General features: G+C 59.7%; 24 protein-coding genes, 3 pseudogenes and 1 riboswitch. Of the genes and pseudogenes, 15 read left to right on the top strand and 12 right to left on the bottom strand.

Features of this window, described 5'->3' with window-relative positions; translation table 11 throughout:
- Positions 1 to 29: 29 nt before the first annotated feature.
- Complete coding sequence (locus LPU83_RS73525; RefSeq protein ID WP_024315581.1) at positions 30 to 596, bottom strand: hypothetical protein; 567 nt, start codon at positions 594 to 596, stop codon at positions 30 to 32.
- Between the two features lie 199 nt (positions 597 to 795).
- Positions 796 to 1146: a hypothetical protein gene (locus LPU83_RS63430; protein WP_024315582.1), complete on the bottom strand. Its 351-nt coding sequence runs from the start codon at positions 1144 to 1146 to the stop codon at positions 796 to 798.
- Positions 1147 to 2243: 1097 nt separating this feature from the next.
- Here LPU83_RS63430 and LPU83_RS63425 point away from each other — a divergent pair.
- Positions 2244 to 2446 (top strand): annotated as a pseudogene (locus tag LPU83_RS63425) (carbohydrate ABC transporter permease); the annotation flags it as partial.
- 27 nt (positions 2447 to 2473) lie between these two features.
- Here LPU83_RS63425 and otnC read toward each other — a convergent pair.
- On the bottom strand, positions 2474 to 3148 hold the full coding sequence (gene otnC / locus LPU83_RS63420; protein ID WP_024315584.1) for a 3-oxo-tetronate 4-phosphate decarboxylase: 675 nt from the start codon (positions 3146 to 3148) through the stop codon (positions 2474 to 2476).
- Positions 3149 to 3164: 16 nt separating this feature from the next.
- Positions 3165 to 4163, bottom strand: coding sequence for a LacI family DNA-binding transcriptional regulator (locus LPU83_RS63415; protein WP_024315585.1), 999 nt, complete (start codon positions 4161 to 4163; stop codon positions 3165 to 3167).
- A gap of 222 nt (positions 4164 to 4385) precedes the next feature.
- Here LPU83_RS63415 and LPU83_RS63410 point away from each other — a divergent pair, with 222 nt between their 5' ends.
- From LPU83_RS63410 to otnK, 4 genes are all read left to right on the top strand, one after another.
- Complete coding sequence (locus LPU83_RS63410) at positions 4386 to 5702, top strand: MFS transporter (protein ID WP_024315586.1); 1317 nt, start codon at positions 4386 to 4388, stop codon at positions 5700 to 5702.
- An 81-nt stretch (positions 5703 to 5783) separates the two neighbouring features.
- On the top strand, positions 5784 to 6719 hold the full coding sequence (gene ltnD, locus LPU83_RS63405; RefSeq protein WP_024315587.1) for an L-threonate dehydrogenase: 936 nt from the start codon (positions 5784 to 5786) through the stop codon (positions 6717 to 6719).
- 12 nt (positions 6720 to 6731) lie between these two features.
- Positions 6732 to 7508 carry a 2-oxo-tetronate isomerase gene (gene otnI / locus LPU83_RS63400; protein WP_024315588.1) on the top strand — a complete coding sequence of 259 codons (777 nt, stop codon included), beginning with the start codon at positions 6732 to 6734 and terminating at the stop codon, positions 7506 to 7508.
- A 3-nt stretch (positions 7509 to 7511) separates the two neighbouring features.
- Positions 7512 to 8792 (top strand): 3-oxo-tetronate kinase, encoded by a 1281-nt coding sequence (otnK, locus tag LPU83_RS63395; protein ID WP_024315589.1) that lies wholly within the window; start codon positions 7512 to 7514, stop codon positions 8790 to 8792.
- Positions 8793 to 9271: 479 nt separating this feature from the next.
- On the opposite strand, the gene LPU83_RS63390 is transcribed toward otnK, so the two are convergent.
- Positions 9272 to 9709 carry an Lrp/AsnC family transcriptional regulator gene (locus tag LPU83_RS63390; protein ID WP_024315590.1) on the bottom strand — a complete coding sequence of 146 codons (438 nt, stop codon included), beginning with the start codon at positions 9707 to 9709 and terminating at the stop codon, positions 9272 to 9274.
- Positions 9710 to 9850: 141 nt separating this feature from the next.
- On the opposite strand from LPU83_RS63390, the gene LPU83_RS63385 reads away from it, so the two are divergent.
- Entirely contained in the window at positions 9851 to 10906 is a 1056-nt protein-coding gene (locus LPU83_RS63385) for an ornithine cyclodeaminase (protein WP_024315591.1), read from the top strand.
- A gap of 11 nt (positions 10907 to 10917) precedes the next feature.
- Positions 10918 to 11847 (top strand): citrulline utilization hydrolase CtlX, encoded by a 930-nt coding sequence (gene ctlX / locus LPU83_RS63380; protein WP_024315592.1) that lies wholly within the window; start codon positions 10918 to 10920, stop codon positions 11845 to 11847.
- 401 nt (positions 11848 to 12248) lie between these two features.
- Here the strand turns inward: ctlX and LPU83_RS63375 are convergent, their stop codons facing one another.
- From LPU83_RS63375 to LPU83_RS63360, 4 genes are all read right to left on the bottom strand, one after another.
- Entirely contained in the window at positions 12249 to 13202 is a 954-nt protein-coding gene (locus LPU83_RS63375) for a sugar-binding transcriptional regulator (RefSeq protein ID WP_024315593.1), read from the bottom strand.
- A 21-nt stretch (positions 13203 to 13223) separates the two neighbouring features.
- Positions 13224 to 14690, bottom strand: a complete 1467-nt coding sequence (locus LPU83_RS63370) for an FGGY-family carbohydrate kinase (RefSeq protein WP_024315594.1) — start codon at positions 14688 to 14690, stop codon at positions 13224 to 13226.
- Between the two features lie 66 nt (positions 14691 to 14756).
- On the bottom strand, positions 14757 to 15713 hold the full coding sequence (locus LPU83_RS63365) for a transketolase family protein (RefSeq protein ID WP_024315595.1): 957 nt from the start codon (positions 15711 to 15713) through the stop codon (positions 14757 to 14759).
- Positions 15713 to 16522 carry a transketolase gene (locus tag LPU83_RS63360; RefSeq protein WP_024315596.1) on the bottom strand — a complete coding sequence of 270 codons (810 nt, stop codon included), beginning with the start codon at positions 16520 to 16522 and terminating at the stop codon, positions 15713 to 15715. The genes LPU83_RS63365 and LPU83_RS63360 overlap by 1 nt, the downstream gene beginning before the upstream one ends.
- A gap of 212 nt (positions 16523 to 16734) precedes the next feature.
- Between LPU83_RS63360 and LPU83_RS63355 the strand changes: the two genes are divergently transcribed.
- The 7 genes from LPU83_RS63355 (at position 16735) to ribB (ending at position 23667) form a co-directional block, all read left to right on the top strand.
- The gene (locus LPU83_RS63355) at positions 16735 to 17715 is read left to right on the top strand and encodes an ABC transporter permease (RefSeq protein ID WP_024315597.1); all 981 of its coding nucleotides are present in this window, start codon (positions 16735 to 16737) and stop codon (positions 17713 to 17715) included.
- A gap of 117 nt (positions 17716 to 17832) precedes the next feature.
- Positions 17833 to 18762: a sugar ABC transporter substrate-binding protein gene (locus LPU83_RS63350; protein ID WP_024315598.1), complete on the top strand. Its 930-nt coding sequence runs from the start codon at positions 17833 to 17835 to the stop codon at positions 18760 to 18762.
- Between the two features lie 28 nt (positions 18763 to 18790).
- Positions 18791 to 20269, top strand: a complete 1479-nt coding sequence (locus LPU83_RS63345) for a sugar ABC transporter ATP-binding protein (protein ID WP_024315599.1) — start codon at positions 18791 to 18793, stop codon at positions 20267 to 20269.
- Positions 20270 to 20290: 21 nt separating this feature from the next.
- Positions 20291 to 21079: an SDR family oxidoreductase gene (locus LPU83_RS63340; RefSeq protein ID WP_024315600.1), complete on the top strand. Its 789-nt coding sequence runs from the start codon at positions 20291 to 20293 to the stop codon at positions 21077 to 21079.
- A gap of 4 nt (positions 21080 to 21083) precedes the next feature.
- A complete protein-coding gene (gene tpiA, locus LPU83_RS63335) occupies positions 21084 to 21818 on the top strand; it encodes a triose-phosphate isomerase (protein ID WP_024315601.1) in 735 nt (244 codons plus the stop codon).
- 71 nt (positions 21819 to 21889) lie between these two features.
- A complete protein-coding gene (locus LPU83_RS63330) occupies positions 21890 to 22672 on the top strand; it encodes a glucose 1-dehydrogenase (protein ID WP_024315602.1) in 783 nt (260 codons plus the stop codon).
- Positions 22673 to 22777: 105 nt separating this feature from the next.
- A riboswitch (FMN riboswitch) is annotated at positions 22778 to 22924 on the top strand.
- 113 nt (positions 22925 to 23037) lie between these two features.
- Positions 23038 to 23667 carry a 3,4-dihydroxy-2-butanone-4-phosphate synthase gene (gene ribB / locus LPU83_RS63325; RefSeq protein ID WP_029710111.1) on the top strand — a complete coding sequence of 210 codons (630 nt, stop codon included), beginning with the start codon at positions 23038 to 23040 and terminating at the stop codon, positions 23665 to 23667.
- Between the two features lie 189 nt (positions 23668 to 23856).
- Here ribB and LPU83_RS63320 read toward each other — a convergent pair.
- Positions 23857 to 24058, bottom strand: a pseudogene (locus tag LPU83_RS63320) (flagellar basal body rod C-terminal domain-containing protein); the annotation flags it as partial.
- Between the two features lie 117 nt (positions 24059 to 24175).
- On the opposite strand from LPU83_RS63320, the gene LPU83_RS63315 reads away from it, so the two are divergent.
- Positions 24176 to 24535, top strand: coding sequence for a TetR/AcrR family transcriptional regulator C-terminal domain-containing protein (locus LPU83_RS63315; RefSeq protein WP_051166680.1), 360 nt, complete (start codon positions 24176 to 24178; stop codon positions 24533 to 24535).
- A gap of 119 nt (positions 24536 to 24654) precedes the next feature.
- On the opposite strand, the pseudogene LPU83_RS75950 reads toward LPU83_RS63315, so the two are convergent.
- Both LPU83_RS75950 and LPU83_RS63310 read right to left on the bottom strand, forming a co-directional pair.
- A pseudogene (locus LPU83_RS75950) lies at positions 24655 to 24741 on the bottom strand (VOC family protein); the annotation flags it as partial.
- 118 nt (positions 24742 to 24859) lie between these two features.
- Positions 24860 to 25069 carry a dodecin gene (locus LPU83_RS63310; RefSeq protein WP_024315603.1) on the bottom strand — a complete coding sequence of 70 codons (210 nt, stop codon included), beginning with the start codon at positions 25067 to 25069 and terminating at the stop codon, positions 24860 to 24862.
- Positions 25070 to 25179: the final 110 nt, after the last annotated feature.

The following is a 25179-nucleotide window of genomic DNA, read 5'->3' as shown; positions in this document are numbered from 1 at the left end:
CCGTGGTGGCCGACACGCTGGAGCGGACTTTAACGTGCTTTGATGCGCGCCTCGACTAACCTCAATTCGAAGCGGTGATAGCGTTGCCGAGCAACATACCCGGCAAGCTCCTGCTGCGCCAATGACGTCGGTTCACCGCGAAGCGACGCTCCTGCGATTCGAGCCTCTTGTGCGGCGACATTGAGGGCATCATCTGTCAGGTATTTCCGCGTTCGCGTGAGGTCGGCCTGCAATTGATCATTTTCCGAAGAGAGCACCTCCTCAGGTGCAACAGCTTGCGACGTGTGGGCGCCACCTGCTTCTTTTACCGGCGGGATTCGGGTTGTTACAATGCCCTGAATAGCGTGGCGGTTTTCGTTGATCGGTTTGTTTAACAGGGCTTTGCCGGGCAAATAGCCGAAGTGCTTTCTAAGCTCGGCGGATAGGACGGTAGGGTCCTTCACACCTTGTCGAAACAACCTCACCAACAGTTTCGCGGCTACGTCCCTTGGCGTGGTGCTTGAGACTTTGCCGGTGTATTCCGCGTCGGTGAGTATCTTCTGAAGAAACTGCAGATCGACGGACGTCAGATGTTTAACGGGAGTGGCGGAAGACACATTGTCCTCCTTTCGGCCGGGGCGAGGGTTGCAACTCTCCACCAGTAATACCCCGATCAAGACTACTGGATGACGCAGCATGCGCCGTTCGCATACCCAATGCAAACGAATAGGCAATGGAGCAATTGATGCCAGCCGATGCCTTGGAAAGGCGTTCGAGCTTGAGGCGGCGCGGTAGCAAGTGCACCGCCGCGAAGGATCAGCCGGCAGTGCCAAGCGCGATCTGACACGCCTGGGCGAGATCTGCATTAGGCTCTGTGGTGCCGAGTGGTGTCGCCCAACCGGCTTTCTTGACGATGTCTGAGCGGCCGTATGTTCCAGCGGCATTTAACTCTGCCATGATCCGGGCGGAGGCTGGGTCAGTTTTTGCCCGCTCGAGGCAATAGGGCGTCAAGGCGGCGGCGATGGCAGATGTCCGTTCGACACCGGCTGACCTCTTTGCGCTGCTGCCCGTTACCCAACCGCCCCAGGAGAAGCCGACGATGGCAAGAGCAATTGCTCCACACACCGCGCCGGTTAAAGCTGGTTTGAACCATTGAAATTTTTCCACGAGAATTCCGATCTATCGACTGAGAGCCAACCCGATTGGCGGCAATAACAGATCATAACACAATTTTAATAAAACATAAGAATTTTAAAAATATTGTATAATTTTCTAATGATTTGAATTTTGTTTAAACTCGAGAATTCAAGCTATGCTTTACGCGCACTCCCTAATCATTTTCGTGAATATGACAAATACTTTCGAGCATTTCTGAAAAGACCTCCTTCCAGGGCTAAAAACTTGCTTCGAGTGAAGGCGGTCAAGGCTGCCCGTTCCATAAAAATGATGAACTGACAGGCATGTGTGCAGCCGCAAAGTTGAAGTGTTCCTGTTTCTGCAATTTGAAATGTCAGCTCCTTGGTTTCGGCGATTTGGAGACGCAGGATGGGATGGGTCTTGATGAGCGAGCGCGAACTCAATCGGATTGCGGTTTTGTCGGAGGTTATGATGGCCGCCGTAGCGTCCGGTCTTGCGGACGACGCAGCGCCTGCGGCCGCCCAACTCGAACTCCATCCGGTATGGCGACACGCGAACCCGTGTAAGTTCGCCAGAAGCCGGAGATAAACCCTTTGACGACTGCGACCATCTCGTGAGCCTGTTTTAGTTCGGCTCTGCTGCTGTCTCTTGTTGACCTGCGTCTATCTCGCGCTTGGACGGCGTGCGGACATGGAGAGAGCGGGTCGGTTGGGTTTGGAGCGGGCCGAAGCGAACTCACACTGCATCAGAGAATTCAAGCCCTGCCCAACTGGGGGCATTGGCGCTGGCGTATCTCGGTGAGCGGGACCGCGCGAAGGAATGGGCGGCGCGAACCTTGGCCATCGATCCAGATGACCTCAATGGAATGTATAACATTGCATGTGCCTATCTGCACATGGGTGAACATGAGGCTGCGCTTGATCTGTTGAGAAGGTCATTCCGATAGCCTCCGTGCATCGCTTCTGGTGGAGCACGGACCTGGACCTTGATCCGATCCGGAATCACCCACGTTACAAAAGACTGGTTGAGAGAACCACGCTGGCCTGGCCCCCTTAATCGCAAGCGACCGTAGAGGTCATCACGGTGCCAACGCGCGGCCTTTGGGGTGGCGTCTCCGCGAAAATGCCGTCGTCTATGCGCTCACTTTCATCCAGTCTTGGGCAGATAGGATCGTACCCGTGGTGGTGCTGACGGAACTGGTCCGGTGGACATGTTCGAATGGGGCGCGCTGATGGCGGGCGCGCTGTTTGGCTCGCCGCCGGTGGTGATCCTCCATTCCTTCTTCGTCGATTGTTACGTGTCATCCATGACCGGTGCGGTGAAGGAATGAATGTCCGTTGCGCGGGCAGTCCCGCACTCAATCGTGATGGTCGTCGTGGTCGTGATGAGACGGAAGGTCGAGGCCGAAGGTCTTGATGAGGTCATTTACTTGCGCGGGGCTGAGACAACGGGGGTTGAGGTTGCGCAGCAGCAGATAGAGCTTCGCCGTCTCCTCCAACTCCTCGGTTGCAAAAACCGCCGCCTCCAGGCTGTCGCCGGCGACGACCGGTCCGTGATTGGCCAGAAGTACCGACGAATATTTTCCCGCCAGCCCGCGGATCGCGTCGGCCACCGCCGGATCGCCGGGACGATAATAGGGCACCAGCGCGGTCTCCCCGGCGCGCATCAGATAATAGGGCGTCATCGGGGGCAGGGCGGCGCGCGGATCAATCTCAGGCAGCATGGTCAGTGCCACCGCGTGGGTGGAGTGAAGATGGACAATGGCACGGGCACTGCCGCGCGTGTCGTAGAGGGCAGTATGAAGCGGAATTTCCTTGGTCGGCTTGTCGCCGGACAGGAGCCGGCCTTCTGCATCGAGCCTTGAGATGCGGGCCGGGTCGAGGAAGCCGAGCGAGGCATTGGTCGGCGTGACCAGCCAACCGCCGTCCTCCAGCCGCAGCGATATGTTGCCCGACGAACCGGGCGTCAGTCCGCGCTCGAACAGCGAGCGGCCATAGCGGCAGATTTCCTCACGCAGGCGCGCGTCGGACATGACAGTTCCTCCAGTATTAGGCGGTTGCCCCTTCGATCAGTTCGAAACCGAGATCGACGACTTGGGGTGGCGCATTTGTGACGACAAGCTGTGCGGCCACCTTTCCGGTCGCGACGCGCGGCGTACGGATGGTCGATAGCGGTTGCGGCATTGCCCGACCGATGTCGAGGCCATTGTAGCCGAAAATGGCAAGCTGCGAGGGAATGGAAATCCCACGCGCCAAGCAGTGAAAATAACCGCCAAGCGCCATGTCGTCGTTCGAGAAATAAACTGCATCAAGATCGGGGGTGCGGTCGAGCAACCGTTCCAGCCCCAGCCTGCCGTTCTCCACGGATGATGCCCCCGCGAGAATCTCGCGGTCGGCGAGGGGCGCATCGCCCGCGCCCAGCGTTCCGCAAAAGCCGGAAAACCGTTTGCCGGCGCGGGTGTCACGGTTCAGGTCGTGACCGACATAGCCGATCCGGCGATAGCCCCGCCTTAACAGGAACTCGGCGCTGGCGCGGCCCGCGGCCAGGTTGGAAAAACCGACCGCCAGATCCAGCGCAGCACCGTCGAGATCAAGCAGTTCCACAATCCGGCAACCGCTCGCGCGCAATATCTTGAGGGTGCCGTCAGTGTGCTCGTATCCCGCGAGCATGACTGCTGCCGGTCGCCAGGCGAGCATCGCGGCGGCCAGTGCTTCCTCCCTCTGCGAATCATAGTCTGTGACGGAGAAAACGGCCTGATACCCGCTTTCCTCAAGAATGGCGCTGGCGCCCCGCAGTACATCGGGGAAGACGATGTTGGAAAGCGATGGAATGACGAACGCAACAAGACGCGACCCAGTGGAGGCCAGTGTTCCCGCGATCCGGTTCGGCACATAGCCCAGTCGATCAACCGCCGCCATGACCCGGTCCCGCGTCTTTTCGGAAAACGAACCGTAGTTGCGCAGCACGCGCGACACCGTGCTCTCGCCGACGCCGGCCGCGTCTGCGACCTCGGCAAGTGTTACCGTCGGCTGATGCTTGAATTCCACAGTCATGCTTGAATCCCACTCTGGAGGCTGCCTCAGTGGCGGCGACAACCGTCCATGTCAACATTTCTCACCCTCCTCACTCCAACAAGCAAGTTTTTTTTGGCAGCGCTGCCGATTTTCGATTGGCAGCGCTGCCAAAATAAACTAAACAGAATGGCAGCGCTGCCATTTCTGGTCGTCGCACCGCGGAAGGAGATTTGCGGTAACCCTTGGAGGAAAATCATGACGCTGCAAACGCAGGCGCCAGTCAATGGCGTGTACCCCGCTCAGGCGTTGGAAGACCGCGCCTATGGAAAGGTATTCTGGAGAATCGTTCCTTTTTTGATGCTGTGCTACGTGGTCGCCTATCTCGACCGCGTCAATGTCGGCTTCGCGAAGCTGCAGATGTCGAGTGAGCTCGGTCTCTCGGAAGCGGCCTATGGCATCGGCGCAGGTATCTTCTTCGTCGGGTATTTCCTATTTGAAGTGCCCAGCAACGTCATCATGAACAAGATCGGCGCTCGCGTATGGATCGCTCGCATCATGATAACCTGGGGCGTGATCTCCGCCGCCTTCGTGTTCACCTCGTCGGAAACGGTATTCTACGTCCTGCGCTTCCTGCTGGGCATAGCTGAGGCTGGATTTTTTCCCGGGATCATCCTCTATCTGACATCCTGGTATCCGGCGCACCGCCGCGCCAAGGTCGTCACCACCTTCATGTCCGCCATCCCGATCTCGGCTATCGTCGGCAATCCGGTTTCTGGTCTGCTCATGGACGGCTTCCACGGGACGCATGGCCTTTCCGGTTGGCAATGGATGTTTGTGATCGAAGCCATCCCGGCTATCGTTTTCGGCATCGTGACGTTCTTCTACCTGGACGATAAGATCCGGGACGCGAGGTGGCTAAGCGAAGACGAAAGAAATATCCTCGCAGCAAATATCGAAGCGGAGAACCGGGCCAAGGCATCGAGCCCGCATAGCGTTGCCGCAACACTGACCGACCCCCGAGTCTGGCTGATGTGCCTCATCTATTTCTGCTTCGTACTAGGACAATACGGTCTGACTTTCTGGATGCCGACGATCGTGAAAGGAACCGGTGTGACCGGAAACCTCAATATCGGCTTGATTTCCGCAATCCCCTATATCTGCACATTCGTTGTCATGCTGGCGCTTGGGCGCTCCTCCGACAGGTTGCGCGAACGGCGGTGGCATCTTGTCCTGCCCGCCCTGATGGCAGCCGGCGGCTTTGTCGCGGCAACAGCGGCAACAAGCACGACAGTCGCCATTGCTTGCCTCTCGCTGGCCGCCGCAGGCGCCATCAGTTGCGCACCCCTCTTCTGGTCCCTTCCGACAGCCTTTCTGGCCGGCACAGGTGCTGCAGCTGGCATCGCCTGGATCAATTCGGTCGGCAATCTCGCCGGGTTTCTCGGACCGTTTCTGGTGGGCTATCTGAAAGACTTCACCGGCAACAACAGCGCGGGCATGTATTTCTTGGCCGCAACTCTTGTCGTCGGCTCGCTGGCCGTGCTGACCGTGCCCGCAAAAACCGTCAATCGCTAAAACTTTCAAGCTGCCGCCCTCCGGAGGTCTACAGCCGGAGGGGCCAGCCTGCTAACCTTTCGATAAGCTGGAGATTTCGTGATGGCATCGAACTTTGAAAATCTGGGGCAGACGGTGGCTGCCGCGATCGGCCTCGGCTCGATGGGGGCTGGCATGGCCCGGTCGCTGAAGCGCGCGGGCCTCGACGTCGTCGGGTACGACATCGCACCTGCCGCCATCGATCGCTTCGTGGCGGACGGCGGCCGCGGCGCGACCTCGCCCGCCGATGCGGTTCGGGGCGCAGACATCATCGTTTCAGTCGTCGTAAACGGCGCGCAGACCGAGGCCCTGTTGTTTGGTGCCGGGGGTGTCGCAGGCGTAATGAAACCCGGGTCAGTATTCATTTCGTCGGCGACGATGGACCCAGCAGTCGCGCGCAATCTGGCACAACAGGTCGAGTCCCTCGGTTTACACTACCTCGACGCGCCAATTTCCGGCGGCGCGGCGAAAGCATCGAGCGGCCAGCTGACGATCATGGCGTCCGGCTCCAGGCCTGCCTTCGAAGCGGCTCAACCGGCCCTCGACGCTATGGCCGCCAAGGTCTACGAACTTGGCGATGCGGCTGGCACAGGCGCGGCCTTCAAGATGATCAACCAGCTCCTTGCCGGCGTGCACATAGCAGCCGCCTGCGAAGCGATTGCCTTCGCTGCCAAGCAAGGGCTCGATCTCGACAAGGTCTACGAAGTGATCACGGCGTCCGCCGGTAATTCGTGGATGTTTGAAAACCGGATCCCGCATGTTCTGGCGGGAGACTATACGCCGCTCAGCGCCATCGAGATTTTCGTCAAGGATCTCGGCATCGTTCAGGACATGGCCCGTTCGGAACGCTATCCGGTACCGCTCGTAGCGGCTGCGTTGCAGATGTACCTTGCGGCTTCCGGCGCCGGCATGGGGCGCGATGACGATTCATCTCTCGCCCGGCTCTATGCCCAGCTCTCGGGTGCGAAATTGCCCGGCGCAGTCAAAGGGTCGCGATAAAGGATTGTAGGTATGCCCACTTTCGCCGCCAACCTGACGATGATGTTCAACGAGTGGTCGTTCCTCGATCGCTTCGATGCTGCAGCGGATGCCGGATTTGCCGCCGTTGAATATCTTTTTCCCTATGAAGCGTCGCCGGAGGCAATCGCCGAACGGCTAACCCGCAACAAGCTGCAGCAGGCATTGTTCAATCTGCCGCCTGGTGATTGGGCAGCGGGCGAGCGTGGTATCGCGGCTCTTCCCGGGCGCTTCGACGAATTGAAGTCCGACGTGGAACGAGCACTGAACTATGCAGCGGCGACCGGCGTAAAGCGGCTGCATCTGATGGCGGGGCTTGCCGACCCCTCTGACGCAGAGGCCGCATCCTGCTATCGGCGTTCCGTCGCCTACACCGCAGCGCGGCTCGCCGAGAACGGGATAGATCTGTTGATCGAGCCTATCAACGGACGAAACATGCCGGGATACTTCCTCAATCATTTCGGCGCCGCCGAGCGGCTCATCACCGACCTCGGCCTGCCAAACCTGAAACTTCAGTTCGACGTCTATCACCGCCAGATCTTGCATGGCGACGTGACCATGGCGCTGCGCCGCCTGCTGCCGATCACTGGCCATATCCAGGTCGCCAGCGTACCGTCGCGCAGTGAGCCCGACGGGGAAGAGCTCAATTACCCCTATCTGTTCGGAGAAATCGACCGCCTCGATTACCGCGGCTTCGTCGGCTGCGAATACATCCCGCGGGACCGCACGCTTGACGGTCTCGACTGGTTCAAACCTTTTGCACGGAGGTAGCTGATGCCAATCTTGCTTGGGTCGATCGCCGATGACTACACCGGTGCATCCGATCTCGCCAATACGCTGACGAAGAACGGCCTCAGCACGGTGCAGACGGTCGGCATTCCCGATCCGTCTCTGGTACTGCCAGATGTGGACGCGGTCGTCGTCTCCTTAAAGATCCGCTCTGTCGCGGCCGTGGAGGCTGTGGCTGCAGCGACGGAGGCTGAAAGATGGCTGCGCGAGCGCGGGGCAGCCCATGTACTTTACAAGATCTGCTCGACATTCGATTCCACCGATGCTGGCAATATCGGTCCGGTCACTGACGCGCTGCGCAAGGCGGCGGGCAATGACGTGGTGTTGGTCACACCGGCCTTTCCGGAAACCGGGCGCACCGTCTATCTCGGCCACCTTTTCGTCGGCGGACAGCCGCTGAACGAAAGCCCGCTCAAAGATCACCCCCTCAATCCGATGCATGACGCCAATCTGGTGCGCGTTATGGCCCGGCAGTCGCGTGGTACGGTCGGTCTTGTCGATCTGGCGACTGTTTCGGCTGGAGCTGGTGCGGTAAAGGCGCGGCTCGAGGCTCTGCGTGCAGAGGGCGCGACTGCTGCGATCGCGGACGCGATCTTCGAACGCGATCTTGAAACGCTCGGGCAGGTGGCGCTGCAGGCACCGGTCTCAACCGGCGCATCGGGCCTAGGCCTTGGTCTCGCCCGCGCCCTCACGCGCTCAGGGCGGGTATCTTCCGCGACCGCGGCCACCGCTGACGTGATTGAGCCGGTCGGTGGTCTTTGCGCAATCGTCTCCGGCAGTTGCTCCAAGGCCACGCTTCGCCAACTCGATGTTGCCGAACGGTCGATGCCCGTTCTGAGGCTGGATCCCGAAAGGCTGCTCGCCGGTCCGGATGCGATCTCCGAGGCGATTTCCTGGGCCGGCGAGCGTATTTGCTCGTCTCCGGTCATTATTGCCGCAAGCAGCACCCCTGAAGTTGTTTCCCGTCTGCAATCGCAATACGGGCGGGAAGCATCAGGTCACGCGATCGAAAAAGCGACCGCGACCATTGCCGCCGAACTGGTGGCACGAGGTGTACGTCGTCTGGTGGTCGCCGGCGGAGAGACCTCCGGTGCGACCGTGGACAGGCTTGGCATTCCAGCCTTCCAGATCGGACCCGAAATTGCCCCGGGCGTGCCGGTCTTGCGAACCGTGGGCAATACGCAGGGCGACATGCTTCTGGCACTGAAATCCGGCAATTTCGGAGGCGAGGAATTCTTCATGGAAGCACTGGCAATCATGCATTGAAGCAGTGCGATAATCGACGTTCTAGCTGTGAGCTTTCAGGAGGGTACTCCGAACGGCCCCGGCCGGGAAAGCTGAAGTTCTCAAAGCTTCAGTCATTCCCGGAGGACCAATTGACATCCACCGCCGGCTTGCTCGTGGTGGGGCGTCGACATCTTTCGAGAGGAAACAAAGCCCCGGCGTCGATATCAGGGATAAGGGCCTCTCTGTCCAAGAGATGGCATGGAATGATCTATGTGGCCTCGGGCGTGAGGCGACGCAAGTTGTCCGGAGAGATCCGGGAATAGGGCTGGCACATTTTGCGTTTACTGCACGGCTCAGGATCATTCCTACATCAATCCGGCTGATATGCCGGTAAGGTTCGTGCGAAACGTGATTTCATGACCGCCTGATCGACGTCCGAACAACGACGCGCCATCGCACGGCGCGGCCGGCGAGTTGCCGATATCTTGGATCGTGCTTCCGCCGCCCCTCTCTGCTTGTCAAACGCTGCTCAGCAGAAGGCTCGTTTCGCTGTTGGCAACGCCATCGATCATGCGCACCTCGCGCAGAACGCGGTCGAAATCCGCAAGGCTCGCCGCCCGGATATTGGCGACGAGATCCCAATTGCCGTTGGTCGTGTGCAACGCGGAAATCTCCGTCAGGCCGCGCAGCTTGCGAATGACCTGCGTCGTCGACTTGCCGACGACCTCGACCATCATCACCGCATGCACCGCGCTCAGATCGTAGTCTTCTCTCACCCGTACGGTAAATCCGAGCAGCGTCCCCGTCTCGATCAAGCGGTCCAGTCGATTCTGCACGGTCCCGCGCGCAACGCCGAGCGCAAGCGAAAGCTTGGTCAACGATGCCCGTCCGTCAGCGCGAAGATGGCCGATGATGCGGCGGTCGAGATCATCCGGCGAATATTTCGCAACATCCATGTTTCCCCTCCAGGCTGATAAATTTAGACAATCTGAACAAATTGTACAATCGACTGCCGGAATTAGCACAGTTTTGCGCTTTCGGCCAACAGTTGGGAACGCTAACCTCGCTCTATCAGCTCAGCGCCAGAGGAATTCGTGATGCCGTCACCCCTTCCATCGGAAAAAGCCTTCGTACCCTTCGTCAGCGTCGAGAACATGATGCGGCTTGTCCACCATATCGGGCTGGAAACCTTGCTGGCCGAGCTCACCGACGTCATCGAGGCGGATTTCCGCCGATGGGAGCTCTTCGACAAGACACCGCGGGTCGCCTCCCATTCCCGCGAGGGCGTGATCGAGCTGATGCCGACCTCGGATGGCGAGATCTATAGCTTCAAATATGTGAACGGCCATCCGAAGAACATGGCGCAGGGCCTGCAGACTGTCACCGCCTTTGGCCTCCTGGCGGAAGTCTCGACCGGCTATCCGGTGCTGCTGACTGAAATGACGCTGCTGACTGCGCTTCGCACCGCCGCCACCTCGGCCATGGCGGCACGGCATCTGGCACCAAAGGGTGCGCGCACCATGGCGATGATCGGCAACGGCGCGCAGGCTGAATTTCAGGCGCTTGCCATGAAGGCCGTCTGCGGCATCGATCGCATCAGGCTCTACGATATCGATCCGCTGGCAACGGCAAAGATGGTACGCAACCTGTCGGGCGCCGGCTTGACGGTTACCGCCTGCACCTCGTCGCAATCCGCAATCGAAGGCGCCGACATCATCACCACCTGCACCGCCGACAAGCAATATGCGACGATCCTCACCGATAACATGATCGGCGCCGGCGTCCACATCAACGCGATCGGCGGCGACTGCCCCGGCAAGACCGAGTTGCATTGCGATATCCTGCTGCGCGCCCACACCTTCGTCGAATATCCGCCGCAGACGCGCATCGAAGGCGAGATCCAGCAGATGGAACCGGACTACCCTGTTACGGAATTGTGGAAAGTAATCACCGGGCAGGCGCAGGGGCGGCGCGATATCAGCCAGATCACCCTGTTCGACAGCGTGGGTTTCGCGATCGAGGATTTTTCCGCGCTCCGCTACGTCCGCGACCGGCTCAAGGGCACAGGGCTCTACCAGGACCTCGACATCATCGCCGACCCCGACGATCCGCGTGATCTCTTCGGCATGCTGCAGCGGGCAAGGCAGGCGTAGGAGCAAAAACGATGCCGCGACATTCAGCCTATTCCATCCAGGCGCCCTGCGCGGTCGTCATGGTGCGTCCGCACCATTTTACCGTGAACACGGAAACGGCGGCCGACAACCATTTCCAGACCAGTCAGGACGTGAGGGAGGATCTGTCATCCGTCGCGTATGGTGAAATAAATGAGGCCGCCGACACGCTCGGACGTCTCGGCGTCGAGGTGCATCTCTTCGAGGACACGGGGTGCCAGACGCCGGATTCGGTCTTTCCCAACAACTGGTTCTCCACCCACGCCGGCGGTCACATCGCTATCTATCCGATGAAGGCCGTCAGCCGCCGGCGCGAACGGCGCAGCGACGTCACCGAAATGCTGAAGACCCGCTATCGGGTGCAGGAGGTCATCGACTATTCGGGCCTTGAACCCGACGGGCTCTTTCTCGAGGGCACCGGTGCCATGGTCCTCGACCACATTGACCGGGTCGCCTACGCGGTGCACTCCGACCGCACCGATCCGATCGCGCTCGAACGCTTCTCGACCCATTTCAATTACGAGCCGATGGTGTTCGACGCCCGCGACGAAAACGGCGTCTGCGTCTATCACACCAATGTTCTGATGTGCATCGCCACCGATTTCGCCATGATCGGGCTGGAGATGATGACCGATCCTGCCAGACGGCAGGAGATCGTCACCAGACTGGAGCGGTCCGGCCGGAGCATCGTTGCGCTCATCAACGAGCAGATTTCGCGCTTTGCCGGCAACGCCCTTGAGCTTCAAGGAAAGGATGGTCGTATCCTGGCGCTTTCGACCACGGCGCTTGCCTCGCTCGACCGGGATCAACTTGCCGTGATCGAGGAAAGCGTCAAACCCGTCGCCCTTGATATTCCGACGATCGAAAAAGCTGGCGGATCGGTCCGTTGCACGCTGGCAGGCATCCATCTGGTACAGCGCTGATAAGCGCAGAGCGTTGCGGCGCAAACCGGACGCGCAAACCAAACCAGGTGCAGTTTTGGCGCCGCCGCAAATGGTGCTCGTCATGGGTTGAGCACGCGAGCATCCGAGCCGTCGATTTGCGCGAGACCTCTCCCGGTATTTTTTCACCTCGAGGCCGTTTTTAGCAGCGGCAACGCTCGCCCACCCGCATCCACATCGGCGAGGTCCAATGCATGGCCTGCACGCACCGGGATGACGTCTACGTGCGCGTTGCGCTGGCGGAGCGCTGTTGGAACGCAAGGTTCCAATCACCTTCGACAGTGGAGTTCGGCGCGGGTGACGCGGCCAGCCTTCGGCGGCTGGAAAGGCGTGCAGTCTCTGCTTCGGCTTTAGGTGGGCTCGGTGTCGCCTGGAGAGCGATTCTACAGATCAATCAATCGCTGAGCGGTGAACTTGTCAGTCACCAACATACCTATGACCCCAAGTCGCAGCGCGCCTGCAATAGCGGCCGTCTTTTTCAAGCCGCCGGCCAAAGCAATGACACGATCGACCCGAGCAAGATCCTCAAGCGGGATGCCGATAACACGCTCGTCCAAAGGCGTCCTCACCGCTTTGCCGTTTTTGTCGAAGAAACGGAGCGAGATGTCGCCGACGGCACCCGCATCCGCGAGATCAGCAAGCTCCCGCGACGAAAAGATGTTCCCCGACCGTGCGAGAAGTTCTGAGGGTTCGACTGCTCCGACGCCTACTATCGCAAGCGTGATACTGCCAAACAAGTCCATCGTCTCTCTGACAAATGGATCGGACTGCATGAGGAGCTTGGCCTCTCGCGAGGTGGTCACTCCTTGCACGGGAAGAAGTTTGGGCTCCGCACCGGTCAGCCGCGCAAGCCGTGTGGTAAGTTGGGTGGCGTGGGTCTGAACCGACGGATCGCCCATGCCGCCGAGGGTCTGAACGACGTACTTCGCCTGCGCGCTCTTCTGAGGGTGGATGTTTTCCACCATCTTGAAGATGGTTTGACTCCAACTCGAAACCCCGATGATCTCTCCAGGGGCAAGCGTGACCTCCAGGAGATGAGCTGCCGCTTCGCCGATCCGGGCCATGATGGCTCCGTCGCGGTCTTCCGTACACTCCACAACAACTGCCTCGGCCAGGTCGTACCTCTCACGGAGGCCCGCCTCGAGTTCGCTGTAGGTGCCAACAGGAGGTATGACGCTCGTCCGGACGATATCCTCCGCCTCAGCGCGCTTCAGCATCCGGGAGACTGTTGCCTGCGACAGCCGAAGATGCTGCGCGATCTCCGCCTGTCGCCGTCCCTCGATGTGATACATCTGGGCGACTCTTGAAATGAGGCGGAGTTCGTTTAGGCGAGACATCGCTGATCCCGGTGTGAATTTTTATTCACCTTTAGCCGGTGTTTGGCGCGACGTCGAGCGGGCGAGAGCATCATTCCAGGTATTCAGGAGCGCTTCTCGATCCACGCGTTCCGGGGCAATGACCTGCTTGCTTCGGGGCAGTCCCGCGATGACCCCGAGATCGCTCCACAGGCCGAGTGACAGTCCTGCAAGATACGCGGCACCCAGTGCCGACGCCTCGGGCGCCTCGCATTGGATGACGGCGCGTTCGACAAGGTTCGAGACGCACTGCATGAGAAATCGGTTCTGACTTGGTCCACCGTCGACATAGAGGGCGCCGAGTTCACCGCCGCTCTGCGCGCGCATGGCAGCGATCACGTCGTGGACCTGGAAGGCGATCGAGTCCGTCACAGAGCGCGCCATTTGAGCACGCGTCGTGCTGAAATTGATCAGCGAGAAGAGCGCGCGTGCGTCGGAGTTCCAGTAGGGTGCGCCCAGTCCTACGAAGGCGGGCACGAAGCCTGGTCCTCCTGGTTCGGCGGTCGCCGCCAGGTCGACAAGGGCGGCCACATCAGGCAGGCCGAGAATGCCCGCCATCCATGGGAGGCTTGCGGCGGAAACGAGAATGTTGCCTTCGAAGGCGAAAGTCGGCTTTCCACCGATGCGCCATGCGACCGTGGTCGTGACGCCGTTGCGCGGGGCGATGAACCGAGGAAGCGTCGTCATCACCGAGGAGCCCGTTCCGAAGGTTACCTTGCCATCACCCGGCTTGAATGCTCCATGACCAAACAGGGCGGCATGGCTATCGCCGATCGCGGCCCTGATAGGTGTGCCGTCCGGTACGCCCGGAAGCCCCTGTGTCGCACCGAAATCCGCAGAGCTGTCGAGCACCTCCGGGAGGAGTGCGGTATCGACGCCGAAAATCACTCCGAGTTCCTCACTCCATCTCTGCTCCTGAAGGTCGAACAACTGGCTTCTAGCAGCGTTCGAGGCATCGCAGAGGTGCCGGCTCCCGCCGGTCAGGCAGTGCACGAGCCAACTGTCGATCGTTCCAAGCCGGACCGATCGGCCTGTCGGCATGCGCTCTAGCAGCCATCGGAATTTCGAACCGGGGAACATTGGGTCCAAGGGGAGGCCGGTGAGCGCCTGCACTCGGTCAAGACGACCTTCGGCAAGTAGACGTTCGCAATCCGGTGCCGTGCGTCGGCACTGCCAGCTCAGCACCGGGCCAAGTGCTTCGCCCGTGTCGGCGTCCCAGGCGGTGACCGATTCGCGCTGATTGGAAATCGCCACGGCCTCGATGGTCACATCGGGTGCGGCCTTCAAACAGGCGTCGATTGCTTCGCAGACGGAGGCGTAGAGCCGGCGCGGGTCTTGTTCGACCCAGCCGGGCTTCGGATAGGAGATGCCGACAGGGGCCGAGCCTCTGGCGATGACTTCTCCCTTATCGCAAACGAGAACTGCCTTGGAATTGGTCGTGCCCTGGTCGATCGCCAGAATAGCCCGCATCGTATCCTCCCAGATCATTCGACCGGGGCGGCGGAGTGTGCCCCGGGTTGATGAGGTACTACTAGTTTACTTGCGCTTGATCAGCGACTGCGCGGCGTCGGCGATTGCCGAGGGTGCCATGCCGAACTCGTCGAGTAGGAACTCCGCCGATCCGGTCGGAGCGTAGATGCCGGGAACACCCAGACGCTTCATCGGGACCGGAGCATTGTCGACCACCACTTCGGCAACCGCAGAGCCAAGCCCGCCAAAGATCGAATGCTCTTCGGCCGTGACGATTGCGCCCGTTTCCTTCGCTGCGGCGATGATGGCCTCCTCGTCGATCGGGCGAACCGTTGCAAGGTTGAGCACCCTGGCGCTGATGCCACGTACTGCGAGGAGTTCGGCAGCTTTCAACATGCGATGAGTCAAAGTGCCGTTGGCAATGAGCGTGACGTCCGAACCCTCGCGCAGGAGATTTGCCTTGCCAAGCTCGAACTTGTGACCTTCCGGAAGAAGGTCGGGCACGCCCACGCGCGACAGGCGGAGGAAGCATGGCCCGTGGTAGGTCGCCGCCCACTCGACGGCCGCGGCGGTTTCGATGCGGTCGCAGGGCGCGATCACAGGAAGATTGGGCAGGACGCGAGTCCAGGCGAAGTCTTCGATCGAATGGTGGGTCGGCCCCAGCTCGCCATAGGCCATACCAGAGGAAATGCCCACGAGTTTAACGTTCGCGTTCGAGTAGGAAATGTCGGCCTTGATCTGCTCAAGCGATCGTCCGGTTAGAAAGGGAGAGGCGCCGCAGACGTATGGAAGGCGCCCGCCGTTGGCGAGGCCTGCCCCAACGCCGACCATGTTCTGTTCCGCGATGCCGACATTTACCAGGCGCTCCGGAAACTTCGACTTGAAGCCGCCGAGCTTGGAGGAGCCTACGGAGTCATTGCAGACCGCGACGATCGTTTCGTTCTCGGCTGCCAGGCGCTCGAGCGTCGCTGCGAACGCGTCGCGGCAATCGTAGAGCTTGGGTGCGTTTACTGGCGCGTTCATCACAGTGCCTCCGACAGTTCTGCCAATGCGATTTCGTACTGTTCCTTGCTCGGGACCTTGTGGTGCCAGTCGACGCGATCCTGCATGAACGAGATTCCATGACCCTTGTTGGTGTGGGCCACGATGCAGTGCGGTCGCGATCCCCGGTGTTCGAGGGCCGGCACGACCTCGCTCATTTTGTTTCCGTTGATCTCGGTGACTTCCCAGTCGAAGGCTTCGAGCTTCGGACGGAGCGGCGCGAGATCGTTGGTGTCGGCCAGAGCGGCGCCCTGCTGGAACCTGTTGTGGTCGATGACCAGCGTCAGGTTATCCAGTTTGAATTGGGCCGCGGCCATGATCGCCTCCCAGTTGGAACCTTCCTGCATCTCTCCGTCGCCGGTGACAACGTACGTATGATACTTTGCGCCGGAGAGCTTGGCGGCCTTCGCCATGCCCACCGAAACTGGCAGACCATGGCCGAGCGGGCCGGTGTTTGTTTCGACACCTGGAACCTTGTTGCAGTTGGGATGCCCATTCAGTCTCGAGTGCGGCTGCAGGAAGGTGGAAATCTCCTCTTCCGGAATGAAACCGCGCTTTGCGAGCGTCACATACAGGGCGCACGCCGTATGCCCCTTGGAAAGAACGAACCTGTCCCGAGCGGGGTGCTTCGGCTGGTCCGGCCAAACGTTCAGCACGCGGAAATAAAGGGCCGTCAGGATATCGATGACCGACATCTCCCCGCCGATATGGCCAGCGCCTGATTCGAAGACTGCCTGAAGATCGCGCAATCGGATCTCGCGAGCGAGGCGCTCGAGTTCTGTCGTATCCATGGGTTCCTCTCATGCATAAATATTCAGTTCTCAATATTTTTGCATACGAGCGCGTTTAGTCAACCCCCTCAGGCAAACATCATGCCAGGAGGAGCACGGACAAATGTTGTTGACAGCCTTAAAGCAACTTGTTAATGAATTTTCCAGCAGGCGTGCATAATTATTCTGCCCTGAACAAATATTGACAACCAGCCTAGACCTAGGGAGGAACGATGGTGGCGCTCGATATCAATGAACAGAGGCTTTCGGCCGGCACCTGGCTTGGTAAGGTCAAGGGAGCTACCGGTCCACTCGTGGGGCTGCTCGCACTTTGCGCCTTCCTAAGCTTCAGCACAGACGCGTTTCTCTCAGTTCGAAACGGCCTCAACATCCTCGATCAGATCACCGTCCTTGGCATCATGGCGGTTGGAATGACCTTCGTCATCCTCATCGGCGGCATCGATCTGTCGGTCGGTTCGGTGCTTGCGCTCGCTATGATGGTGATGGGTTGGACCGCCAACATCGCCGGCCTTCCACTCGCCGTCGGGATCGCTTTCGGCCTAATTGCCTCCGGCATTTCGGGGCTGATCGTCGGCCTGCTCGTGACGCAGTTCAAGGTTCCGGCGTTCATCGCCACTCTGGCCATGATGTCCGCAGCTCGCGGCGTCGCGAACATGATCACGGATGGTCAGCAGATCGTAGGATTCCCCGACTGGTTCATGATGCTTGCAATCGACCGCCATTTCGGCGTGCTGACGGCCACTGTCTTCCTGATGCTTGCCGTCGTCCTCGTGGCCTGGCTTTTCCTGCATTTCCGTTCCGAAGGTCGTATGCTCTACGCAGTGGGTGGAAATCCGGAGGTCGCCCGCCTTGCGGGTATCAACGTCAAGCTCGTGACGATCGGCGTTTACGTGGCGAGTGCGGTCCTTGCAGGACTCGCTGGCATCGTGCTGGCCGCCCGCCTTGACTCGGTCCAGCCGTCCAGTGGTTTCGGCTATGAGCTAGATACGATCGCTGCGGTCGTTATCGGCGGCACTTCGCTCTCCGGCGGAGCCGGGGGTATCGGAGGAACCCTCATCGGTGTCCTTATCATCGGCGTCCTTCGTAACGGTCTCAACCTTCTCAATGTCTCGCCGTTCCTTCAGCAGGTGATCATCGGAATCGTCATCGTACTTGCGGTCGGCGCGGAGACTATTCGTCGGCGTCGCGCCTGACGAAGGGGCCGCCAGGTCGGCAAAGCCCTGGAATTCCGCCCCAAAGGGTTGGAGCGGATCAATACCCCGAGGGGGAGGTATTACCCGAGGGTCCCATCAAACAACGGAGGAAATACAATGAAAATTGCGCGCACCATGCTCGCATCTGCCGCACTACTCGGTCTTACGCTCGGACCTGTACACGCCGCAGAGCTGAAGAAAGTCGGCCTCGCCGTTGCCAACCTTCAGGCAAACTTCTTCAATCAGATCAAGCAGTCGGTCGAAGACGAAGCCAAAAAGCGTGGCATCGAAGTCGTCACCGTCGATGCGAAGGGCGACGGACCGACGCAGGTCAACCAGATCCAGGACCTTCTAACCCAGAACATCGATGCACTGATCTACATTCCGGCGGGAGCCGCCGCTGCGACCGTTCCGGTCAAACTTGCTAAGAGTGCCGGCGTTCCGGTGGTGAACGTCGACCGCAACGCCGACGGCGCACCGGGCGACACCTTCCTTGCAACGGATTCCGTAGCGTCCGCCAAGGCCGTCTGCGACTACATTCTGAAGCAAGCCGGTGGCAAGGGCAAAATGGTCATCATCCATGGTCAGAAGGGCACGACGCCCGAGGTGGACCGCTCCAAGGGATGTGCTGAGTCCCTCAAGGCAAATCCTGATGTAAAGGTTGTTGCCGAACAGTACTCGAATATCTGGAGCCAGGACGAGGGCTTCCAGATCATGCAGAACATGCTCCAGGCAAATCCGGACGTCTCGATCGTGTTCGCGCAGGCCGACGCGCTCGCACTTGGCGCCGCGCAGGCCATCAAGGTCGCCAATCCCTCCCAGAAGATCGTCGTTGGCGGCTTCGACGGTGACACTGCAGCACTCGAAGCTCTGGGCAGGGGCGTCTTCGACGTGACTGCGACACAGCAGACGCAGAAGATGGGCCGCGATGCGGTGGCAAACGCCGCCAAGCTTGTCGCCGGAGAGAAGGTGCCTCCGGTACAGCTTATGGACGCCACGCTGACGACAAAGGAAAACGTCGCAGGCTTCATCGCCAGCCACCCGTAACATAGTCAAGGTCTTGAGGAGGTGTGCCGTGACTGATCCGGTTCTTTCCCTGAAGGGCATATCGAAGTGGTATGGACCGCTCCAGGTTCTGAAGAATGTCAGCTTGGACGTCTATCCGGGCGAAGTGGTTGCACTTCTCGGTGAGAACGGAGCAGGCAAGTCAACGCTTTCCGGCATCATCGCCGGGTCACGCACGCCGTCCGAAGGGTCGATGACATGGCTGGGGCAGCCCTATGCCCCCGCCACCCCAAGAGAGGCGATCGACAAGGGCGTCGTCCTGATCCATCAGGAGCTGCAGCTTCTGCCGCAGCTCTCCATCGCGGAGAACGTCTTCATCGGACGTTGGCCCATGAAGAACGGCGTCGTCGACCGTGCCCAGATGGTTCGTCGCGCCCAGGAGCAGCTCGCTCGCCTGAACCTTCACATACCGGCAACGCGGAAAGTCGCAGGGCTTTCGACCGCAAATCAACAGCTCATCGAGATCGCGAAGGCGTTGGCTCTCAATGCGAAGCTCCTGATCCTCGACGAGCCGACGGCGGCTCTTGGCGGCGCGGAGACGGAAGCCCTCTTCGAACAGGTTAGGAAGCTTCGGTCGGAGGGCGTCGGCATCATCTATATCTCCCACCGCATGGAGGAGATCAAAAAGATCACCGACCGGATCGTCGTACTTCGTGACGGGGAGCGCGTGCAGGAATTCGCCGACAGCGCGACACCCGTGCGAACCATCGTCGAGAGCATGGTCGGACGCTCGCTTGACCGCTTGTTCCCGACGCTGCCGGTGCCGACCGATCGGCCAATACTTCAGGTGTCCGGGCTGAGTTCTCCGGCCAATTCGTTCCGCGACGTTACCTTCGACGTCAAGGGAGGAGAAATCCTTGGAATCGCCGGACTGGTCGGCGCCGGCCGCACGGAACTTGTCCGCGCCATTTCGGGAGCGGATCCGATCAGCGCAGGCTCGATCAGGCTGGAAGGCGAAGAACTTAGGCTGCGTGATCCTACGGACGCGATCGCCAAAGGGATCGTAATGGTTCCGGAAGACCGAAAGGACCAGGGCCTGGTCGTCGGTCACCGGATCGGCGAGAACATCATCTACGCCAACCTCGACAAGCTTGGCGGGCGTTGGATCACGCCGCGCGTCAAGCGTTCGTTCGCGGAAATAGCTGTCGCCAAGTTCGGCGTAAAAGGTCGCGCCGAGCAGTATGCCTCGGACCTGTCCGGCGGCAACCAGCAGAAGGTCGTGATCGCGAAATGGCTTATGCGCGATCCCAAGGTCGTTGTGCTCGACGAACCCACGAGAGGCATCGACGTCGGCGCCCGGGCGGGCATCTATGACATCATCGTCAATCTTGCGAAACGGGGCGTCGCGGTCATCGTCGTGAGCTCCGACCTCGAGGAAGTTCTCGGCGTGTCCAATCGCATTCTCGTGCTTGCCCAGGGAAAGCAAGCAGGCATTCTCAATCGTGACGAGGCAAATGACGTCTCGGTCATGGAGCTAGCTACAATCTAACAGACAGAGAAAGGAAGAGCGGTGTCCGACATCACTCTGAACGCCCCGAAGCTTTTCGACCTCAGCGGCCAGGTCGCCGTCGTCACCGGCGCCGGCAGCGGGATTGGGCAGCGCATTGCCATCGGCCTCGCACAGTGCGGCGCCGACGTCGCGCTGCTCGACCGTCGAACCGACGACGGGCTGGCCAATACCGCTCATCACATTCAGGCCACTGGCCGTCGTTCTATCCAGATCGCAGCTGACGTCACGAGCAAGTCTTCCCTTGGGGATGCGGTGGCTCGCATTGAGGCGGAACTCGGTGCACTGACACTTGCAGTCAACGCCGCAGGTATCGCCAACGCCAACCCCGCCGAGGAGATGGAGGAGGAACAATATCAGACGTTGATGGACATCAACCTGAAAGGGGTCTTCCTCTCTTGCCAGGCCGAGGCTCGCGCCATGTTGAAGAACGGAGGCGGGTCCATCGTCAACATCGCTTCCATGTCCGGCGTGATCGTCAATCGGGGACTGAGCCAGGCGCATTATAACGCTTCCAAGGCCGGCGTGATTCACATGTCGAAATCCCTGGCGATGGAATGGGTCGACCGCGGCATCCGCGTCAACACAATCTCGCCCGGATACACCGCGACGCCGATGAACACGCGCCCCGAGATGATCGATCAGACCAGACTCTTCGAAGAGCAGACGCCAATGCAGCGCATGGCGACGGTCGACGAAATTGTCGGTCCGGCGGTGTTCCTGCTGTCGAATGCGGCAAGCTTTGTGACGGGCGTTGACCTGCTTGTCGACGGCGGCTTTTGCTGCTGGTGATGTGATGAGAAAGTTGGTTGCCGGCAACTGGAAAATGTACGGTCTCGCTTCCTCCCTGGCTGAGATCGAGGCGCTGAAGGGGCTCACGGGCGAGGCGGCGTGCGATATCGTCGTCTGCCCGCCCTTCACGCTGCTAGAAAAGGCCGCCGAACGAGCAAAGGATTCGACCGTCGCTATTGGCGCGCAAGACTGCCACCGGCAGATTTCGGACGCCTATACTGGAGACGTGTCGGCGGAGATGCTCGTCGATCCAGGCGCACGCTTCGTAATTCTAGGTCATTCCGAACGTCGCGTATTCCACCACGAGACCGATGCCATGGTCGCGACCAAGGTCACCGCAGCTCGCACGGCCGGACTGACCGCAATCATCTGTGTCGGCGAGACCCGTAGTGAACGCGGTGACGGAAAGGCGATCGAAGTCGTTGGCGCACAGCTACGCGCGTCAGTTCCCGCGGGTGCTTCCAGTTCGAACCTGGTCATTGCATATGAACCGGTCTGGGCGATTGGAACCGGTCTGGTTCCGACCATAGAGCAGATCGAGGAGATCCATTCTTCGATAAGGCAGAGGCTCGAAGAGCTTGGCGAAGATCGGCGCAACGTAAGGATTCCTTACGGTGGCTCTGTGAAGGCCTCGAATGCCGCCGCCATCTTCGGGGCGGAAAACGTGGATGGAGCCTTGGTCGGAGGCGCATCGCTGAAGGCGACAGAGTTCGCCGGGATCATATCTGCAGCCGCTTGAAAGAAGGCGTGACGCACTTGGGCTGCTTTGCGGCCGCCCGACATCGTCAGGCACCGCGAAAGGAAGAGAGTATGAAACGCTTCGAAAACAAGACCGTCGTCATCACCGGAGGCAGCCGCGGCATCGGTGCTGGGATCGCCAAGCGCTTCGCAAGGGAAGGGGCCAATCTAGTGGTCTCCGCTAATGAAGAGTCGGTCCATGCGGTCGCCGAGCAGATCAAGGCCGATGGCGGCAATGCTGTCTCATTCGTCGGAGACGTCACCGACAAGGCTAGCGTAAAGGCCCTCTATGACGCGGCGGAGAAGGCTTTCGGCACCGTCGACGTGTCGATCCAAAACGCCGGCGTCATCACCATCGCGCGCATCGAAGACATGACGGAAGGCGAGTGGGACAAAGTCATGGCGGTCAACACGAAGGGCGTATTCTTGTGCGCACAAGAAGCAATTCTGCGCATGCGTAAGCATGGACGCGCCGGCCGCATCATCAACACCGCCTCCGGCCAAGCGCGCGAGGGCTTCGTCTATACGCCACACTACGCCGCATCGAAGATGGGCGTCGTCGGGATCACCCAGAGCCTCGCCAAGGAGGTCGCGACCGAAAATATCACCGTCAACGCCTTTTGCCCTGGCATCATCGAGACGGACATGTGGGCCTACAACGATCAGGCCTGGGGAAAGCTCCTCGGCAACTATGGCCCTGGGGAACTCATGAAGGAATGGGTCGAAGGCATTCCGATGAAGCGGGCAGGGTCGGGCGAGGACGTCGCCGGTCTCGTCACCTTCCTCGCCAGCGACGATGCTGCCTACATCACCGGCCAGACGATCAATGTCGATGGCGGCCTGATCATGTCGTAGCTTATTCGACAATGGGGAACGGTGCGTTCACGAGAAGAATCATATTCTCGATTGCTCGGCGGCTGGAAGCCTCTTGCAAAACAACGCATCGATCCCCTATGTTACTGGTGTTCTCAGGGCGGGGTGCAACTCCCCACCGGCGGTATCGAGGCAACTCGGAGCCCGCGAGCGCCTTCGTGGATAAACGGAGGGTCAGCAGATCCGGTGAGATGCCGGAGCCGACGGTTACAGTCCGGATGGAAGAGAGCAATGCAGACGATTCCGCTATATGGGCGGAACCGGACGCTTGTTCGCCCAAGGGAAAATGGTGGCTTTGACAGGCCATGCACGCCACTCACAACGGCTAACCCTTGAAAGGCAAGAAAGTGACGATTTCCAAAATTGACGATGCGGTGGCCGCGATTGCGCGCGGTGAAATTGTCGTCGTTGTCGATGACCGTGACCGGGAAAACGAAGGTGATCTCGTGATTGCGTCAGAGGCAATTACTCCGCAGGCGATCGCGTTTATGATGAACCACGCACGTGGCCTCATCTGCGTCGCGATGGAAGGCGAAAGGCTCGATGAGCTCGATATCCCTCTAATGGTGCCGCGCAATACCGAAGTGCTCAAGACCGCCTTCACTGTTTCCGTGGACTATATTCCGGAAACGACGACCGGGATATCTGCTGCCGACCGTGCCGCAACCGTGCAAGCGCTTGTCACTGGTGGCTCACGTCCGGAGGACTTCGCGCGGCCGGGGCATATCTTCCCGCTTCGAGCTCATTCTAATGGGGTTCTTTCCCGTCCTGGCCATACCGAAGCTGCGGTAGATCTCGCCAAGCTTGCTGGTCTGGTTCCATCGGGCGTAATCTGCGAAGTGGCCAACGACGACGGTACGATGTCGCGATTACCGGAACTCGAGGCGTTTGCTGAGCGCCATCGCCTCCATCTCGTTACGATCGAAGACTTGATAGCCTATAGAACCGCGATGACCTTATCCGAGAGAGCGGCTTGAACTTTCGTAGAGATCGCGTTCGGTTGGGATGCGATCTCTCCCTTGAATCGGCGCCCGTACTCATGGGTCGGCATTTCGCCCCATTCTCGGACCCACTGAGGACGCGCAAGGGCCTGGACGATCGTCGAGTACGTTGCCGCAAGTACCGGTGTGCCGGTGACGCCCAGCCTGTCACATTACGGGCTGTCCTTATCTCTTCAGGTTGACGAGCAAGTCCATGATGTCGGAGCCCGTTTGGACATCTTGGAATTGGCCGTGTAGGAACGCTGGCCTCGATCATTTCGGTCAATTCGCCGGCGAGATCGACGTTCGAACTTTCCAGCGCACCCGATTGGATGGAGCCAAGGCCATTCGATTGCGGAAAACCGGTGAACGTCACGCCAGAGGCGCCTGGACGCCTTCAATCCCTGAAATCATCTATTATTTTCTGTGGCCGTTGAACTTCGATCCCCAACGGTTACACCGCAAAACCGTGGAAAGTCCTGCCAGCGTTCGCTTTTAGTGGCAAATGGTTGACGTTGTTTCGAATGTCGTGATTTGTAGCCTGCGCGTAGTCGTGCAGGTCAATGCATCCGGCGCCCGACCACTTTGGGCGCCGATCGAGGAGATGATCGCGAGGATATTCCGCATTGACCGGGGCGGCGACGATCAGGCAATCCTTGTCCGGACGATTGTCAGGGACTCGTCTGGTGTTCCCGAACTGGCGGAAGCGCTGGGTACAAACGAGGTTCTTCGCTCCAGGCAAGACCTGGCCGAATGGCTAAGCGGGCAGGTCGAGAAAGGCTTGCTGCGCCTCGACGACCCGCTGAGTGGTGCGCGCCTGTTAATGGACATGATCTTCGGAGGCATGGAACCGCCCGATGGATAGAGCAGCCCGGAGCAGAAGATGGAACAGCTTCGGCTGTGCATCATGGTTTTTATGAGAGGGACAGCACCTTGATTTTTGGGTACGCATAAGTACTACGGTAAGGCTTTGGTGACCTTTCATCACCTCCGCACCGCCTCGATCGCGGCGACGTCGATTTTCCTCATCGTGATCATGGCTTCAAACGCGCGCTTTGCTTTGTCGGTGCCAGTCCGGACCCGCCTCAAAGGACAATTTGGAGATTGCTCGAAAGAGCGTGGTGTCTCCACAGTTGCCTCGAGAACGACACGGGCCGTCATGACATCGCCTGACACGATCCTAGATACATCAGTCGTCAATTCGAAATCCGACCTTCATTACCACTTGGTAGTGTTCTACCGCGCCATCCTTGATGTGACCTCGAATTTGATCGACTTCGAACCAATCGAGATTTCGCATCGTCTTCGAGGCTCGCGCGATTGCGGTCTCAATAGCCTCTGTGACCGATACTTTTGAACTGCCGATAAGTTCCACCTTTTTGTATACATGATCGCTCATTCGATCCTCCGGTTTCGGCGCTGGCGGCTCAATCCTAATGGCCGCTCACCTGCGACCAGTATTCGAGCGTGCGTTCTGTCTGCTTTGGCTTGATCAAGCCAAGGATCAGA

The sequence above is a fragment of the Rhizobium favelukesii genome, assembly GCF_000577275.2.
Classification (GTDB): domain Bacteria; phylum Pseudomonadota; class Alphaproteobacteria; order Rhizobiales; family Rhizobiaceae; genus Rhizobium; species Rhizobium favelukesii.
This window is presented reverse-complemented; position numbering and strand designations above follow the sequence as displayed.

Bases quoted from the DNA above. Each gene is read 5' to 3' on its own strand.
- LPU83_RS63410 (WP_024315586.1), top strand. From the start codon at position 4,386: ATGACGCTGCAAACGCAGGCGCCAGTCAATGGCGTGTACCCCGCTCAG.
- ltnD (WP_024315587.1), top strand. From the start codon at position 5,784: ATGGCATCGAACTTTGAAAATCTGGGGCAGACGGTGGCTGCCGCGATC.
- LPU83_RS63385 (WP_024315591.1), top strand. From the start codon at position 9,851: ATGCCGTCACCCCTTCCATCGGAAAAAGCCTTCGTACCCTTCGTCAGC.
- LPU83_RS63390 (WP_024315590.1), bottom strand. From the start codon at position 9,709: ATGGATGTTGCGAAATATTCGCCGGATGATCTCGACCGCCGCATCATC.
- LPU83_RS63315 (WP_051166680.1), top strand. From the start codon at position 24,176: ATGGTTGACGTTGTTTCGAATGTCGTGATTTGTAGCCTGCGCGTAGTC.
- otnC (WP_024315584.1), bottom strand. From the start codon at position 3,148: ATGTCCGACGCGCGCCTGCGTGAGGAAATCTGCCGCTATGGCCGCTCG.
- LPU83_RS63330 (WP_024315602.1), top strand. From the start codon at position 21,890: ATGAAACGCTTCGAAAACAAGACCGTCGTCATCACCGGAGGCAGCCGC.
- LPU83_RS63310 (WP_024315603.1), bottom strand. From the start codon at position 25,069: ATGAGCGATCATGTATACAAAAAGGTGGAACTTATCGGCAGTTCAAAA.
- otnI (WP_024315588.1), top strand. From the start codon at position 6,732: ATGCCCACTTTCGCCGCCAACCTGACGATGATGTTCAACGAGTGGTCG.
- otnK (WP_024315589.1), top strand. From the start codon at position 7,512: ATGCCAATCTTGCTTGGGTCGATCGCCGATGACTACACCGGTGCATCC.
- LPU83_RS63355 (WP_024315597.1), top strand. From the start codon at position 16,735: ATGGTGGCGCTCGATATCAATGAACAGAGGCTTTCGGCCGGCACCTGG.
- LPU83_RS63365 (WP_024315595.1), bottom strand. From the start codon at position 15,713: ATGAACGCGCCAGTAAACGCACCCAAGCTCTACGATTGCCGCGACGCG.
- LPU83_RS63360 (WP_024315596.1), bottom strand. From the start codon at position 16,522: ATGGATACGACAGAACTCGAGCGCCTCGCTCGCGAGATCCGATTGCGC.
- ctlX (WP_024315592.1), top strand. From the start codon at position 10,918: ATGCCGCGACATTCAGCCTATTCCATCCAGGCGCCCTGCGCGGTCGTC.
- tpiA (WP_024315601.1), top strand. From the start codon at position 21,084: ATGAGAAAGTTGGTTGCCGGCAACTGGAAAATGTACGGTCTCGCTTCC.
- LPU83_RS63370 (WP_024315594.1), bottom strand. From the start codon at position 14,690: ATGCGGGCTATTCTGGCGATCGACCAGGGCACGACCAATTCCAAGGCA.
- LPU83_RS63350 (WP_024315598.1), top strand. From the start codon at position 17,833: ATGAAAATTGCGCGCACCATGCTCGCATCTGCCGCACTACTCGGTCTT.
- LPU83_RS63375 (WP_024315593.1), bottom strand. From the start codon at position 13,202: ATGTCTCGCCTAAACGAACTCCGCCTCATTTCAAGAGTCGCCCAGATG.